Here is a 15,028-nt window from a genome sequence, read left to right on the forward strand (position 1 = left end):
TGTAGCGCCCGGCAGCCCGGCGTCGCCTCGTGCGGCGCCGGGTTTTTTTATGCCTGATCCGCACGTGGGTGCAACGCGTGTGCTGCGGCCTGAAAAGACGATGCGGTATGCTTGGCGGGTTCCATTTTCGAGCCGAGTCTGCCTGCCCATGCGACAGGATCCGTTTGCCGTTTCCAGCGTTCCGCCCATGATCAAGTGGTTACTGATCGCGAACGGGCTGGGATTTCTGTTCCTGATGTATGCCCAGGAACCGGTCATGCAGTATTTCGCCCTGTGGCCGCTGGGCGAATATCCGGTGCGCACGTCCGCGGGCGTCGGCAGTGTCGGTTTCGAAGTCTGGCAGTTGCTCAGCTATGGCTTTCTGCATGGCAGTTTCGGCCATCTGTTCTTCAACATGTTCGGCCTGTGGATGTTCGGGCGCGTGGTCGAACAGGTCTGGGGTGGTCAGCGTTTTCTGCTCTACTATCTGGTTTGCGTGGTCGGTGCCGGTATCACCCAGGTGCTCACGCTTGCGCTCATGTCGCCGGGCCAGCCCGTACCCACGGTCGGCGCTTCGGGCGGGTTGTTCGGCGTGCTGCTGGCCTTCGGCATGATGTTTCCCAATGCCCGGGTGATGCTGCTCATCCCGCCGATTCCAATGACCGCGAAATGGCTGGTGATCGGTTACGGGGCGATGGAACTGTTCTTCGGCGTGACCGGCACCCAGGCGGGTGTGGCGCATTTCGCCCACCTCGGTGGCATGGCCTTCGGCTTCGGGCTGATCATGTACTGGCGTCAGCAGCGCGGCGGGCCGCGCGTCTGATTGAACGCGGCCCGCCTGCGTGCGGGCCGCTAACGCGCGCGAGGACTTAATCGTTGGTCGACTTTCCCCGCTGACCGTTTTGCGGCAATCTGGCGCATCGGCGGCCCGTGCTCTATCGCGGTGCGGGTCGGGCCGAACATGAATCATCTAAAAAAAGGCGAAGCGGTCGGCTCGTGTTGCGGGCGGCGGCCGAGCGAAGGGGAGCCATGAGCATTAAACGTCGTCAGTTTCTGACCGGAGCGGCCGGTGCGGTCGCGGCCGCGAGTACCGTGTTTTCGCCGATGACCATCGCGCGGAACAAGAAATATCGCCTGGGCATGGTCACCTCGTGGCCTTCGTCCATCGATACCCTGTTCGGCACCGCCGAATACATCGGCCGATCGATCGAATATGCCACCGATGGCGATGTCGAGGTCGAAGTGTTCGCGGCTGGCGAGCAGGTCGGCGGTCTCGAGGTCTATGACAGCGTGTCGAGCGGCGCGTTTGCCATGGGGCATACCGCGTCCTACTACTACATCGGCCAGGATCCGACCCATGCTTTCTTTACGGCCATGCCGTTCGGCCTGACCGGCCAGCAGCAGAATGCCTGGATCGAAGAAGGCGGCGGTGGCGATCTGTGGAACGAGCTCAACGCCCGCAGCAACATGGTGGCGTTTCTGGCCGGCAATACCGGCGGCCAGACCGGTGGTTGGTTCAATAAGGAAATCAATTCGCCCGAGGCTCTCAAGGGTCTGAAGATGCGTTTTCCCGGCGTGGGTGGTCAGGTGATGGCGCGTGCCGGCGTGAATATCCAGAATCTACCCGGTGGGCAGGTCTATTTCGCGCTCGAACGCGGCGTGATCGATGCGGCTGACTGGGTCAGCCCCTACGACGACGAAATCCTGCAACTGCACAAGGCCGCCAAGTACTACTACATGCCCAGCTGGGCCGAGCCGGGCGCGACGCTCGGGTTGTACGTCAACAACGATATCTTCAAGGATCTGCCCAAGGATATCCGCGAGACGATCCCGGTCGCTGCCAAGGCCGCCAACGAGCGTATGTTTGCCCAGTACACCGCCCGCAACGGCCCGGCCCTGAAGCGCCTGATCGCGGGCGGCGCGCAGGTGCGCACCTTCCCGGCTGAGGTGTTGGACGTGCTCAAGGGCTATACCGACGAGATCCAGCAGGAGCATGCCGACAAGAATAAGCTTTATGCCAAGGTCTACGATCAGTGGCAGGGCTTTCGCGACGAGGTTCGGGCCTGGACCGATGTCAGCCAGTACAACTTCCTGCGCTATATCAACGGCGATCTCGCCTAGCCGTCACGCTGTGAGGCCGGCAAGCCGCGCCGCCCCATCGGGCCGCGCGGCTTTTTAATGCCCCGGGGTACTGTTTGGTTTACTGAGGCGCGTTCGAAGAACGACCGTCCGCAAATGAACGCGAATGCACGCGAATAAGACAAAGGTTTCCGCCCTGAACGATATGCCAACCGCGTGGGCAGTTCAGACAAGCGCCTGACAACCGGTTTTCCATTTGCGTTAATTGGCGTTCATTCGCGGATTGTTTTAATCCGCCGATTGTTTGATCCGTTGTTCGTGCCTTGGAAGTACGGCTCGAGGCGTGAAGTAACGCAGTGCGTCCGTCAGCTTTCCCATCGAATCTGCGTAATCTGCGGATTGCTTCAAAGAACAAAGCCTTGCGTGGTCGAAGGCAAAGATGAGTCCGCAAATGAACGCGAATGCACGCGAATAAGATGGAGGTTCCCGCCCTGAGCGATACGCCAACCGCGTGGGCAGCCAGGTAAGCGCCTGCCAAACGCTTTTTTATTTGCGGTTATTGGCGTTTATTTGCGGACTGTTTTTCGCCGGGCTCGCGTCGTCGCCTATTGCACCGCGTTGCTGAGCTGCGGCAGCCAGAGCACGAGCTGCGGGAACAGCCACAGCAGGATCAGCGCGAACAGCTGCAGGCCGATGAAGGGCACCACGCCGCGATAGATATCGATGGTGCGGATGCCGGGCGGCGCTACGCCCTTGAGATAGAACAGCGCGAAGCCGAAGGGCGGGGTGAGGAAGGAGGCCTGAAGATTGACCGCAATCAGCACGGCGAACCAGAGCGGGTCGATACCCAGCTGGATGGCGATCGGGGTGATCACCGGCACCACGATGAAGCTGATTTCGATGAAGTCCACGAAAAAGCCCAGCACGAAGATGGTGAGCATCGTGAAGAACAGGAATGCCAGCGCGCCGCCGGGCAGGTCGAGCAGGATCTCTTCTACCAGCTGCGGGCCGCCGAGTGAGGCGAAGACCATGGTGAAGGCGGTCGCGCCCAGCAGGATGATGAACACCATGGCGGTGAGCTTGACGGTCTGATCCATGACCGCGCTCAGGCTTTCCCAGTTCAGGCGGCGATTGATCAGCGCCAGCAGGCTCGCTCCCAGCGCGCCCATGGCGCCGGCTTCCGTCGGCGTGGCGATGCCGGCAAAGATGGTGCCCAACACGATGAGAATCAGCGCCAGCGGCGGCGTCATCATGCCCAGTACCCGCAGCAGCAGCCGGCGCGGGCTGATATCGCGTTCGCTGGCCGGCAGGGCCGGGGCCCGCTCGGGGTAGCGCAGCGCTACGAAGATTATCCACAGCACGAACAGCACCGACAGCAGAATGCCGGGAATGAGCGCGCCCAGAAACAGATCGCCGATGGACACCCGCATCTGATCGCCGAGGATGATCAGCACGATGCTCGGCGGTACGATCTGGCCGAGCGTGCCGGAAGCGGCGACCGTACCCGAGGCCAGGCCCTTGTCGTAGTTGTACTTGAGCATCACCGGCAGGGCGAGCACGCCCATGGTGACCACCGACGCGCCGACCACGCCGGTCGAAGCCGCCAGCAGGGTGCCGACCACCACCACGGAAATCGCCAGGCCGCCGCGTATGCGTCCGAACAACAGCCCCATGGTCTGTAGCAGGTCGGAGGCCAGCCGTGATTTTTCCAGCATCACGCCCATGAACACGAAGAACGGCACGGCGACCAGTTCGTAGTTGTCCATGATGTTGCCGAAGATGCGGCCCGGCAGGATATTGAGCCGGGCCATGCGAAACGCCGGCTCCCAGGGCAGCGTCAGGCCCATATCCGGCAGCATGTCGCTGCCGATGAGCGTGAACAGCACGGCCGTGCCACCCAGCGTGAAGGCCACGGGATAACCGATCAGCAGCAAACCGATCGCGGTCGCAAACATCCAGAGGGCGAGATAATCCACGGTCAGGGCCTGTTGTCGAGGTGTGCGCGCATGCCGGACAAGCCTAGAGGCCCTCGGTTTCCTGGGTGGCGCGATGGGCGTCGTTGTCGCTAAAGCCGGGCTCGTGCACCAGATAGGCGATGTTCTTGATGATTTCGCTCACGCCTTGAAGGATGAGCATCGCGAACGCCACGAGCATCACGGTCTTGATCGGGTAGCGGGCCAGCCCGCCGGGGTTGGGGCTTTGCTCCATCACTGCCCAGGAGCGCTCTACATAGCCCAGGCAGAAATACAGACCGAAGATACAAAAGGGCACGAGGAAGAACAGCGTGCCGAAGATGTCGATCCAGGCTCGCGCGCGCGGGCCCAAGCGGCTGTAGACGATATCTACACGTACGTGCCCGTCCACGCGCAGCAGATAGGCCGCGCCGAGTAGAAAGATCAGATCGAAGGCATAGGTCTGCAGCTCGAGATAGACATTGGCCGATAGCTGCACGCCCAGATATTGCCCGAGATACCGGGTAATCACGTTATAGGCGCCGATCAGCACCATGGCGATCGTCAGCCACCACATCAGTCGGCCGACCAGGGTCGAAAAGCCGTCGATCGCGCGTGCCACGCCCAGCAGAATGTTCATGTTGTCTCCTCGGCCGTCGTTCTAACCGCGACGACTCACGCGCGCATACAGGGCGGCGATTCTAGCCGACCGCGTGGCAATAGCCCAAGTCGGGGGCCGTAATGTCGGGCCTGACGCGCTGGCATACCGCCAGCCGACAATAAAAAGCCCGGCGCGCGTATGCGGGCCGGGCTTTAACCGTGAGTAGCGTGCTACTCGGTCTCGACCGTTGCCTCGATGTTCTCCTGTTTCCTTGCGAGGTTGGCCGCAATATCGGCTTGGCGATAGAGCAGCTTGCGGTAGTTCTTGTTCGAATACCGCTGATCCTGGTCCTCGAAGTGGTCGGAGCCGGCATCGTCGGACTGGCTATAGCTGATCAGCCCATAGCCTTCCGGGCCGTTGTCGGTAAAGCTCAGGCCGAAGTGCCAGCTGGTGCCGTAGCCAATCAACCAGCCCTCGCCGGGCGTGCTCGACAGATCGCCCGAGTCCTCAATCGTATCGGCGGGCGCATAACGCGGATAGCGGGTACCGTCCTCGACCGGGTCGGTATCCGGGCGCACGATGTTGAAGCCACCTTCCAGGTTCTGGTTGCCGTGCCATTCGATCGGGCTGCCAGACTTCGCCGGCGTGCCATTAGGACGGGTACCCGCCGACTGCTGTTCACGCTGAACATCGCCCAGGCGCGCGTTATACGCAATATTCACCTGATCGAGTCGGTCCAGGCCACGGGCCAGTGATGCCAGCATCGGATCCTGGGCCGGATTGCTGGGCGCGGCGTTGGGCGTGCTCGGCGTGGTTTCCGGGTTTTGCGGATCGAAATCCACCGAGAACTGGGCCGGATAGGTCGGATCATAGTCCGCCATGAACATCCGGAACACATGCGCGCCGGTACTGTTCACATCGTATACGCCGTCCCAGTTGGCCAGCGCGGCACAGCCCTGGGCCACCGAGCGGCTGCCCGAGCCCGTGTTGATGGCGGTATCGCCGGCGTTGTCGCAACGGCTGCGCAACTCGTCGAGCAGGGTTTCGGCGTAGTAGGCCCGGTTGGAATACAGGGCCTTGATGATTTCCTCGCCGGTGAATTTGCCATCGCTGCCCGCCGGAGCCACGGTCGACAGGCCGGGATCGGTCGGGTTTTCCAGCATCTTCAGGCCCATGCGGGTACGCGGCGAGAGAATGCTGTTGGTCTTGCCGTAGAGCGGCGAATAGCCGGTCAGGAACGACTTCGGATTGGTCGCCCAGTAGCTGTCGTTGGAGTTCTGGACATAATCGCGGCGCTCGAGCTTGGGCGCGCCGGCATAGGGCACCCGGCCATCGCAGTCACCCTCGACCCAGTCGTTGAGCGAACGGCTGCCGTCGAGCAGGGTCACGCCGGCGTCGAACAGCCCGGCCACCACCGGGTTGAAGTTGATACGTGCCTGAAACGCCTGCAGCGCGCCGGGCGAGAGTTGCGGTACCGAGGTGCCGTCGATATAGAAGGCCTGACCGGAGTCGTCGGCATACATGGTGTTGACCCACAGCACGCTGCCGCAGGCCTCGAACGGCTTCTTGAACTGGGCGAGGTTGGATGCCCGGCCCATGTTCAGCCACTGGTCGACCACCTGGCGGGCGGTTTCGGTATTGGCGTCGCGATAGGTCAGCGCTGATTCACGTCCGGCGAACTCGCCGCCCCAGGCCGGAAGGTTTGCGTTGATCACGTTGCCGGCGAGCATCGGACCGTATTCCGAGAAATAGAACTCACGTTGGAACGGCAGCGGGACGGGGGCTTGGTCTGTCAGCACCTCGATTGTGAGCGTGCGCTCTTCGATGCGCTTCGGCTCACCGTCCTTGATATACGTCATGTAGCTGGAGTCGCTCTCGTCGAGCGTCAGGTCATATAGCGTGAAATGCTGCGCGGTCGATACGGTGTGGGTCCAGGCGATGTTTTCGTTGAAGCCGATCAGCGGAATCACGATACCGATCAGGCCAGCGCCGTTGACGTTATAAACGCCCGGCACCGTAAGCTGCATCTGATACAGGCGGCGATTGCCGGTATAGGGGAAATGCGGGTTGGCCAGCAGTGCGCCCTTGCCATTCTCAGTCATTTCAGAGCCGATGCCCCAGCCGTTGCTGGCCATGCCACGGTCGTTGAAATCGGTCTTGGCGCCAATCGATTTGGGCGTGGCCGAACGCGCGAACTCGGCGAGTGCCTTGGCGTTGAAAACGTCAGTCGATGCCGGATCGGCGTCGGCGAACGAAGTAGGCGCGGGCGAGGTCGCGCTTGTTTGCACGGCCAGCCGAGGCCTCGGGCTCGTTCCTGGCGGCACGGCCAGGAAAATGGGGCCGCCGGTGAACTGATCGCCACTCGCATAGAGGGCCACCAGCTGGTAGTAGGCATAGACATCGGTGGCCGTGATCGGGAAAACCCAATCCCCGCCATTGCACTTGGCCGGCAGATTGTCGTTGCCGGTTTCAGCGAGGTACTTGTTGTAGCCAGCGGCGAAGCCTCGCAGCATGGCCTGCGAGGGCGCCGAGAGTTCATCGAACTCGGCCTGGGCTTTTTCGTACAGGCCAAGGGCCTTGTAGCTGAAATCGGTGACGATATTTACAGGCAGCTGTTGGTTTTCAGGGTCGTCGGGGTTGATGGGCGTGCCCGGCCCGTAGTATTTCGCCCGTTCGCCGCGCGCACGCACGATGGAATCCGCGATGATGCAGATATTGTCGCGTGCCTGGACATAACCCGAGCCGAAGGCCACGGATTGCAGGTTGTCGGCGGTGATATGCGGCACGCCACCAGTGGTGGTCTGAATACGCGCGGACAGTTTGCCGTCTGACGCACTGATCTGGCTGGCAGTCAGCGCGGCGGGGCCGGTACCGGTGTTATTGCCGCTGTCGACATTGTCGTCACCTCCGCCGGATGAACAGCCGATCAGGCCGACACCCAAACATAACGATACGCCGGCCGCGAGTAGCGGCCGTTTGAATTTGAATAGTTTCATGGTCTCCCCCTGGAAATAATCTCTCGTGCCCAAGTCGCACCCGGCGATCATAGCTCCGTGAATTATTGTTTGCACGCGCAAGCGCCCGGCAATATATGGTTTTTATTGCTCTGGCGTGTGCTGTGGCCCGTGCGTCGGTGAAATATGCGTGTGTTTGCATCCGCCGAGCCGATGGCGCGCTATATTAGGGGTATGAACATCCGATCGTCGCTTGTCGTATTGTGCAGTGCCCTGCTGCTGGCCGCCTGTGCCAGCGGGCCGGCCTATCGTGCCGCGCCGACGGCGGATGGCTATGGTTATCGTGACACCCAGCTCACGGCCGATCGCTATCGGGTGAGTTTTTCCGGCGATTACGACATGGCACGGGAAACGGTCGAGAACTTCGCGCTGTTCCGGGCCGCGGATGTGGCGCTTGCGCACGGGGGCGAGCGTTTTCGGATCAACTCACGCGAGACGTCGCCGGTGACCAGCACCTATGGCGGTGGCCCGAGCACGAGTGTGGGCTACGGCTGGGGCTATCCGTTCTGGGGCACGAGTATCGGCTATTCGACCGGCGCGTCGAGCCGTACGCGCTACGAAACGGTGCTCGAAATCCAGATCGGCGACGAAGTACCGGCCCAGGGCCCCGACGTCTACGACGCGAATCAGCTCAAGCACAATCTGGCAGCGGCCGTGGCCGCGGGCGAACAGCGCTAGGGCCTGTCCTTGACCGTGGGCCCGCCGCGCTCGGCGGCCCGCGCCTTGCCTGACATGCCCGGCACGGGCAATGCGATGGTATATCCCGTGACGACAGGCCCGGGCGTCGGCTAGGCCTTAACGCAGCTGGAAGCGCACCGGTACGGTCAGGGCCAGTCGCTGCATGGATACGCTCGCTGGCAGGGCGGGCAGCGGGTCGGCCTTGCGGATCATGTCGCGTACCGCCTCGTCGAGCAGTTCATGACCCGAGCTCTGGCGGATTTCCCAGTCGAGCACGTGGCCGTTGCGGTCCATGACGAAATACAGCAGAACCGTGCCTTCCTGGCGCAGTCGCCGTGCGCGGCGCGGGTAGTCCTTGTAGCGCTGTAGCCAGGCGCCGAGCTCGGCACGGTAGTCGGGCGGCGTATCGGACACGCTGCCGGTCGTACCCTGCTGGGTGGTGGCGGCCGTCTGCGGTGCCTTGGCCGGCGCGTTGTTGCGATCCTGACCGCCCGCCGGGCGCGCATTGCTGTCGCGGCGCGCACTGGTGCTGGCCGTGGCGGTTTGCGGCTGTTCGCGGCGTTCCGGCTCCGGGCGCGGCTTGGGTTTGGGCTGCGGTTTCGGTTCCGGCTTGGGCTGTGGCTTGGGCTCGGGTTTCGGTTGTGGCTTGGGTTTGGGTTCGGGAACCGGCGTGGGTTCGGGCTCTGGTTCGGGCGTCGGCTCCGGTTCGGGCGCGGGTGTGGGTTCCGGCTCCGGCGTAGGTTCCGGCTTGGGCTCGGGTTCTTGCTGGGCCGGTTCGTCTTGTTGCTCGGCCGCGTCGGCGGCCACCTGTTCGGGCTGTGGCTCGCCCTGGGTGGGCGCAAGTGCGATGCGCACGCCGGCCGCGCCAGTGTCGGCCGTGCGGATCGTGTCGTTCAGCGTAAAGCGCACAAGCAACGCGGCATGGGCGGCGATGGCGATCGTGAGCACGATCACCCAGTGATGCAGGCCGATACGTTTCATGGGTCCGTGTGCTGGGTCAGCAGATTGACTTCAGCGATGCCGGCACCGCGTAGTGTGGTGAACAGGCTGCCCAGGGCATCGGCCTTGAGTCCGCCGTCGGCCCGAATCTGTAGGGGCTTGTCGTTCGGCCAGTCGGCCAGCGCCTGGGGCAGGGCGTCGCGCGTGATCGGTTCGCCGCCGAAAGCGAGGCGTCCATCGCCGGCAACCGCCAGCACCTTGTTTTCCAGCTGCGTGGATTGCTCGGCGTCGGTCGTGGCCGGCGGCGTGAGTTCGAAGGGCGGCTTCTGGGCCAGCACCCCGGCGAGCATGAAAAAGATCAACAGCAGAAAGACGATATTGATCAGCGGCAGGATGTTCTCTTCGGTGGAACGTGGCCGCTTGGGGGGCGCAAGGATCATGGGCGATCCTCCTTGGCGCCGGTGGCCCCGGTGGCCAGCGACATGGGCGCGACGCCCGCGCCCGAGAGCGCATCGAGCGCGCCCACGGTGACGTCCAGCGTGGCGTCGGGGGCCGGCTGCACGATCACCGCCGAGATATCCCCGGCCGCGATGGCGGCATTCAGGCGCTGTGCCAGCGTGCGGGGGGCGCGGCTGGTGCTGCCGTCGTAGTGCAGGCTGCCGTCAGCATCCACCCGTACCACGGCCGGCGGGGTGTCGCCGGGCGCGGCTTCGCTGGTGCCGGTCGCCAGCGTGATCGGGCGCCAGTCGGTAAAGCTGGTCGCCAGCATGAAGAATACGAGCAGGATGAACACCACATCGATCAGCGGGGTGAGGCTGATCGAGTGCTTGCGCCGCTCGAACGTCTCGATATGCATGGCGCTCAGGCGTGGGCGGTGGAGGTTTGTGCGGGGCCTGCGGCGGGCGCGGCGTTTGCCTGTGCCGGTCGGCTCAGCGCGGCGGCCTCATGGCGGGTGAAAAAGCGCGTCAATGCATCCTGCATGTCTTCATGCAGGCGCTCGACCACGCGCTCGCACCAGTTGAGTGCAACCACCGCGGGAATGGCGACCACCAGGCCGACCGCGGTGGTCAGCAGCGCTTCCCAGATGCCGTTGGACAGTACCGAGGGGTCGACCTGACTGCCGGCGTTGGCCAGCTGTTGGAATGCCGTAATCATGCCCATGACCGTGCCCAGCAGACCGAGCAACGGCGCGAGCGAGCCAATGACTTCGAGCGGGCGAAAATAGCTGCGCATCTGGCTGAGATGGCGGGCGCCCACGCGGGCGGCCTCTTCACGGACCACGGCCACATCTGCGCCGGCATTCACGCCGCGCATCGCGACGGCCAATGTATCGGCGATGGGGTTGCGTTCGTCGGCCAGGGCGGCGATCGCGCCCTGACGGTCACCGTTTTGCCACTGATCGAGTGCGGGTGCGATGAAGCGGCGTTTGCCCACGCGCGCGCTCGCGAACTGCCAGCATTTGAGCAGCACGATCGCCAGGGCGATGACCGACATGGCCACCAGCACGGCCACCACAGGGCCACCCAGGCGTAACAAATCGACCAGACCGGCCAGGTCGAATACCGCGGAACTATCGGATGTCATGACCGTTTTCTCGACTGTGGAAGATGAAAAACTGGATGCGACAAGGCGCAGGAGTATGAATCAAACAGGCAGTAAATGCGAACGATTATTATTACCAGCATAGGGCGGGTCGCCTCGCCGATCGAAAAACCAAGGTTCATGCGCCTTTCGTCTTATGCAGACGGCGGGTGCAAATGCGTATGCTGATTGATGTTTGCAATCGACGCATCGGGAGAATCTATGGCTGACAACAAGATCGAATCGGTTCTGAAAGAGGATCGACAGTTCGATCCGCCGCAGGCGTTTCTTGACCATGCAACGCTCAAGCCAGCCGACGTAGACGCGCTATACCAAGCCGCCGAAAAGGATCACCAGGGATTCTGGGCCGATCAGGCGCGCGACAAGATCGATTGGCACAAGCCCTTCAATCAGGTTCTGGATGAGTCTGACGCCCCGTTCTTCAAATGGTTCGCCGATGGCGAGCTCAATGTCTCCTATAACTGTCTCGACCGGCATCTGGACAGCAAAGGCGACAAGACCGCCATCATCTTCGAAGGCGACGATGGCGAGGTCGAGCACATCAGCTATCGCGAGCTGCATGCACGTGTGTGTCGCTTTGCCAACGCACTCAAGGCCAACGGCCTGAGCAAGGGCGACCGCGCGGTCATCTATCTGCCCAATATTCCGCAGGCCGCGGTGGCCATGCTGGCCTGTGCACGTATCGGCGCCATCCATTCGGTCGTGTTCGGTGGCTTTTCGGCCGTGTCGCTACGCGATCGTATCGACGACGCCGAAGCCAAGATGCTGATCACTGCCGACGGCAACTACCGTGGCGGCAAGCTCATTCCGCTCAAGCAGACCGCCGACAAGGCGCTCTCGGAAGGCTGCCAGAGCATCGAAAAGGTCATCGTCTACAAGCGTTCCGGCGCCGACGTCACCATGACCGACGGCCGCGATCTGTGGTGGCACGATGCCGTCGACGGTCAGGCCGACGAATGCGAGCCGGAATGGGTGGATGCCGAGCATCCGCTGTTCATTCTCTATACCTCCGGCTCCACCGGTAAGCCCAAGGGCATTCAGCATTCCTCCGGCGGTTACCTGCTGGGCGCGATCTGTACCTGCCGCTGGGTGTTCGATCTCAACGACAGCGACGTGTTCTGGTGCACCGCCGACGTCGGCTGGGTGACCGGGCATACCTACATCACCTACGGGCCCACCGCCTGTGGCGCGACCCAGGTCATGTTCGAGGGCGTGCCGACCTATCCGGAGGCCGATCGCTTCTGGAAGATGGTCGATACCCATCAGGTCACCATCTTCTATACCGCGCCCACGGCCATTCGCGCGCTGATGAAACAGGGCGACGAATACCCGCAGCGTCATGCGCTGGATAGCCTGCGCCTGCTGGGTACGGTCGGCGAGCCGATCAACCCCGAAGCCTGGATGTGGTATCGCGAAGTCATCGGCAAGGAACGTTGCCCGATCGTGGATACCTGGTGGCAGACCGAAACCGGCGGCCACATGATTACGCCGATTCCGGCGACCACGCCCACCAAACCGGGTTCCGTGGCCAAGGCGCTGCCCGGCATCGCCGCCGACATCATCGACGAGTCCGGCGAACGGGTCAGCGATGCCAATGCCGGCGGCATTCTGGTGGTCAAGAAACCGTGGCCCTACATGCTGCGCACGATCTGGGGCGATCCCGAGCGCTACAAGGAAACCTATTTCGGTATGTTCGACGAACATACCTATGTCGCTGGCGACTCCGCCCAGCGCGACGAGCAGGGTAATTTCCGTATCCTCGGTCGTATCGACGACGTGGTGAACATCTCCGGCCACCGCATGGGCACCATGGAGGTCGAATCGGCGCTCGTGGCGCACAAGGCCGTGGCCGAAGCCGCCGTCGTTAGTCGTCCGCACGAGGTCAAGGGCGAGTGCATTGTCGCCTTCGTCATTCTCAAGAACGACGATGGCAGCGATCAGCTAGCCGCCGAGTTGCGCGAGTGGGTGACCGAACAGCTCGGCGCTATCGCCAAGCCCGAGGAAATCCGCTTCGCGGACGGGCTGCCCAAGACCCGTTCCGGCAAGATCATGCGGCGTTTGCTGCGTACCGTGGCACGCGACGAGGAAATCACCTCGGACGTATCCACGCTGGAAAATCCGCAGATCATCGACCAGCTGCAGGCCAAGGGCAGTTAGCGTCGAGGGTGGTTAAGGCGGCGGGCGCGAATGCCCACCGTCGCTGACGATCGCAGGGGGTGGCTGGCCCGGTGTTGCGCGTTGCGCACGCCGGTGCCGGCCTTTTTTATGTCCGTCGTAAGCCGCTTGCGACGTGCGCGTTTATTTGCGGAACGGGTGTCGGGTTCGATCGCATCACGCATCCGCGCCCAATCGCCGTGTCGGCGAAAACGGTCCGCGAATGAACGCTAATAAACGCGAATGCATGGGGCAGGGCTTGATTACGCAGACCGTTCGGCATGTGGCGTGAACGGAACAGCGTCCGGCATTCGAATGCTCAGTGTTTCGTCCTATTCGCCTGTCTTCGCATTCATTTGCGGACGGGGGCGGGTTCGGTCGCACCATTCTTCCGAGCCCATCGCTGTGTCGGCGAAAACGGTCCGCGAATGCACGCCAATAAACGCAAATGTTGGGTGGTTATGGTTATGCCAACAGGTGCGCATGCGGCGTGAACAGCAGCCCACGTGGCCGTCAAACCATCTGACTTTCGCTTTATTCGCGTGTATTCGCGTTCATTTGCGGACAACCTGCTTGACTGACCGCAGCGGCCTGAGTCTCACGCATACGCAAGACTCCCCGAGCGTGGTCCGCGTGCGCCAACCCGCGGATTTTTCGTAACATGGCGGCCATCGTGCCGCTGTGCGGCAATCCATTCCCGTTCTGGAGTATCGCCACGTGAAAGACAACATCGTTATCGCCGCTGCCGGGCGCACCGCGATCGGCCGCTTCGGCGGCACCCTGGCCGGCATCGGCGCAACCGAACTGGGCGCCCACACCATTCGCGCCTTGCTCGCCCGCCACGATATTCCCGTGGATGCGGTCGACGAGGTCATCATGGGCCAGGTGCTTGCCGCCGGGGCGGGTCAGAATCCGGCACGTCAGGCCTCGATTCGGGCCGGGCTGGGCGACGCCACACCGGCGATGACCATCAACAAGGTCTGTGGCAGCGGGCTGAAGGCCGTGATGCTCGCCGCGCAGGCGGTTGCCCTCGGCGATGCCGAGCTGATCGTGGCCGGTGGCCAGGAGAACATGAGTTCGGCCCCGCATGTCTTGCCCAACTCGCGTAACGGCAAGCGCATGGGGGACTGGGAACTGGTCGACACCATGATTCGCGATGGTTTGTGGGATGCCTTCAACGGTTATCACATGGGCCAGACGGCCGAGAACGTGGCCGAAAAATACCGCATCTCGCGTCAGGAGCAGGACGAATTCGCCGCGCGCTCGCAACAGCGGGCGGAGGAAGCGCTCAAGCACGGCCGCTTCGAAGATGAGGTGCTGCCGATTGAAGTGCCGCAGAAGAAAGGTGATGCGATCGCCTTCGCCCGGGATGAAGGCCCGCGTGCCGGGGTGACTGCGGAAGGCCTGGCCGGGCTCAAGCCGGCGTTCACCCGCGACGGTACGGTTACCGCCGGGAATGCCTCGGGGCTCAACGACGGCGCGGCTGCCGTGGTCGTGACCACCCGCGAAAAATGCGAAGCGTTGGGGCTGACGCCGCTATGTCGTATCGCCGGCTATGCCAATGCTGGTGTCGACCCGGCACTGATGGGGATCGCGCCGGTGGCCGCGACCGAGCGTTGCCTCAAGCGGGTCGGCTGGCAGGTGGCCGATCTCAATCTCATCGAGGCCAACGAGGCGTTCGCCGCCCAGTCGGTTGCGGTCGGTCGTCAGCTGGAATGGGATATCGACAAGGTCAACGTCAATGGCGGTGCCATCGCGTTGGGGCACCCAATTGGTGCATCCGGCTGTCGCGTACTGGTCACGCTGATCCACGAAATGATGCGCCGCGACGTACAAAAAGGTCTGGCCACGCTGTGTATCGGTGGCGGACAGGGCGTCGCGCTCGCAATCGAGCGCTAGCTGTCAAGAAAATCGGCAGCTGATGCCTTCGTAATACACTGTTTTGCGATGATTAACGATTGCGTCGGCGGCTAATTGGGTAGCGCGGCGCGGATTTATGCCTGCTTTTGGCATCGCATTTGCAACAGCTA

General features: G+C 62.8%; 12 protein-coding genes. 5 read left to right on the plus strand and 7 right to left on the minus strand.

Annotation, left to right across the window (positions count from 1 at the left end; translation table 11 throughout):
• The first annotated feature begins 148 nt into the window (after positions 1–148).
• Positions 149–802: a rhomboid family intramembrane serine protease gene (locus S4A8_RS08375; RefSeq protein ID WP_353219801.1), complete on the plus strand. Its 654-nt coding sequence runs from the start codon at positions 149–151 to the stop codon at positions 800–802.
• 206 nt (positions 803–1,008) lie between these two features.
• Positions 1,009–2,100 carry a TRAP transporter substrate-binding protein gene (locus S4A8_RS08380; RefSeq protein ID WP_353219802.1) on the plus strand — a complete coding sequence of 364 codons (1,092 nt, stop codon included), beginning with the start codon at positions 1,009–1,011 and terminating at the stop codon, positions 2,098–2,100.
• Between the two features lie 563 nt (positions 2,101–2,663).
• Here the strand turns inward: S4A8_RS08380 and S4A8_RS08385 are convergent.
• The 3 genes from S4A8_RS08385 to S4A8_RS08395 all read right to left on the minus strand — a co-directional run bounded on the left by S4A8_RS08385 (position 2,664) and on the right by S4A8_RS08395 (position 7,607).
• Complete coding sequence (locus S4A8_RS08385; protein ID WP_353175681.1) at positions 2,664–4,040, minus strand: TRAP transporter large permease; 1,377 nt, start codon at positions 4,038–4,040, stop codon at positions 2,664–2,666.
• 37 nt (positions 4,041–4,077) lie between these two features.
• The gene (locus S4A8_RS08390; protein WP_353219803.1) at positions 4,078–4,650 is read right to left on the minus strand and encodes a TRAP transporter small permease subunit; all 573 of its coding nucleotides are present in this window, start codon (positions 4,648–4,650) and stop codon (positions 4,078–4,080) included.
• Between the two features lie 191 nt (positions 4,651–4,841).
• A complete protein-coding gene (locus S4A8_RS08395) occupies positions 4,842–7,607 on the minus strand; it encodes a penicillin acylase family protein (RefSeq protein ID WP_353219804.1) in 2,766 nt (921 codons plus the stop codon).
• Between the two features lie 192 nt (positions 7,608–7,799).
• Between S4A8_RS08395 and S4A8_RS08400 the strand changes: the two genes are divergently transcribed.
• Positions 7,800–8,303: a CC0125/CC1285 family lipoprotein gene (locus S4A8_RS08400; protein ID WP_353175380.1), complete on the plus strand. Its 504-nt coding sequence runs from the start codon at positions 7,800–7,802 to the stop codon at positions 8,301–8,303.
• A 117-nt stretch (positions 8,304–8,420) separates the two neighbouring features.
• Here the strand turns inward: S4A8_RS08400 and S4A8_RS08405 are convergent, their stop codons facing one another.
• The 4 genes from S4A8_RS08405 to S4A8_RS08420 are packed head-to-tail and all read right to left on the minus strand — an operon-like array spanning position 8,421 to position 10,826.
• Positions 8,421–9,284 (minus strand): energy transducer TonB, encoded by an 864-nt coding sequence (locus S4A8_RS08405; protein ID WP_353219805.1) that lies wholly within the window; start codon positions 9,282–9,284, stop codon positions 8,421–8,423.
• Positions 9,281–9,682, minus strand: a complete 402-nt coding sequence (locus S4A8_RS08410; RefSeq protein WP_353219806.1) for an ExbD/TolR family protein — start codon at positions 9,680–9,682, stop codon at positions 9,281–9,283. Before S4A8_RS08410 ends, S4A8_RS08405 begins: the two co-directional genes overlap by 4 nt.
• Positions 9,679–10,098 (minus strand): ExbD/TolR family protein, encoded by a 420-nt coding sequence (locus S4A8_RS08415; RefSeq protein ID WP_353219807.1) that lies wholly within the window; start codon positions 10,096–10,098, stop codon positions 9,679–9,681. Before S4A8_RS08415 ends, S4A8_RS08410 begins: the two co-directional genes overlap by 4 nt.
• 5 nt (positions 10,099–10,103) lie before the next feature.
• Positions 10,104–10,826 (minus strand): MotA/TolQ/ExbB proton channel family protein, encoded by a 723-nt coding sequence (locus S4A8_RS08420; protein ID WP_353175373.1) that lies wholly within the window; start codon positions 10,824–10,826, stop codon positions 10,104–10,106.
• 219 nt (positions 10,827–11,045) lie between these two features.
• Here S4A8_RS08420 and acs point away from each other — a divergent pair, with 219 nt between their 5' ends.
• Together acs and S4A8_RS08430 are read left to right on the plus strand one after the other, a co-directional pair.
• On the plus strand, positions 11,046–13,001 hold the full coding sequence (acs, locus tag S4A8_RS08425) for an acetate--CoA ligase (RefSeq protein WP_353219808.1): 1,956 nt from the start codon (positions 11,046–11,048) through the stop codon (positions 12,999–13,001).
• Between the two features lie 714 nt (positions 13,002–13,715).
• Positions 13,716–14,897, plus strand: coding sequence for an acetyl-CoA C-acetyltransferase (locus S4A8_RS08430; protein ID WP_353219809.1), 1,182 nt, complete (start codon positions 13,716–13,718; stop codon positions 14,895–14,897).
• Positions 14,898–15,028: the final 131 nt, after the last annotated feature.

Source organism: Salinisphaera sp. S4-8, from assembly GCF_040361235.1.
Taxonomy (GTDB): Bacteria; Pseudomonadota; Gammaproteobacteria; order Nevskiales; family Salinisphaeraceae; genus Salinisphaera.

What these genes read in the sequence shown, in the direction of transcription:
- S4A8_RS08375 (WP_353219801.1), top strand. Translation starts at nt 149, where the DNA reads ATGCGACAGGATCCGTTTGCCGTTTCCAGCGTTCCGCCCATGATCAAG.
- S4A8_RS08380 (WP_353219802.1), top strand. Translation starts at nt 1,009, where the DNA reads ATGAGCATTAAACGTCGTCAGTTTCTGACCGGAGCGGCCGGTGCGGTC.
- S4A8_RS08390 (WP_353219803.1), bottom strand. Translation starts at nt 4,650, where the DNA reads ATGAACATTCTGCTGGGCGTGGCACGCGCGATCGACGGCTTTTCGACC.
- S4A8_RS08395 (WP_353219804.1), bottom strand. Translation starts at nt 7,607, where the DNA reads ATGAAACTATTCAAATTCAAACGGCCGCTACTCGCGGCCGGCGTATCG.
- S4A8_RS08400 (WP_353175380.1), top strand. Translation starts at nt 7,800, where the DNA reads ATGAACATCCGATCGTCGCTTGTCGTATTGTGCAGTGCCCTGCTGCTG.
- S4A8_RS08405 (WP_353219805.1), bottom strand. Translation starts at nt 9,284, where the DNA reads ATGAAACGTATCGGCCTGCATCACTGGGTGATCGTGCTCACGATCGCC.
- S4A8_RS08410 (WP_353219806.1), bottom strand. Translation starts at nt 9,682, where the DNA reads ATGATCCTTGCGCCCCCCAAGCGGCCACGTTCCACCGAAGAGAACATC.
- S4A8_RS08415 (WP_353219807.1), bottom strand. Translation starts at nt 10,098, where the DNA reads ATGCATATCGAGACGTTCGAGCGGCGCAAGCACTCGATCAGCCTCACC.
- S4A8_RS08420 (WP_353175373.1), bottom strand. Translation starts at nt 10,826, where the DNA reads ATGACATCCGATAGTTCCGCGGTATTCGACCTGGCCGGTCTGGTCGAT.
- acs (WP_353219808.1), top strand. Translation starts at nt 11,046, where the DNA reads ATGGCTGACAACAAGATCGAATCGGTTCTGAAAGAGGATCGACAGTTC.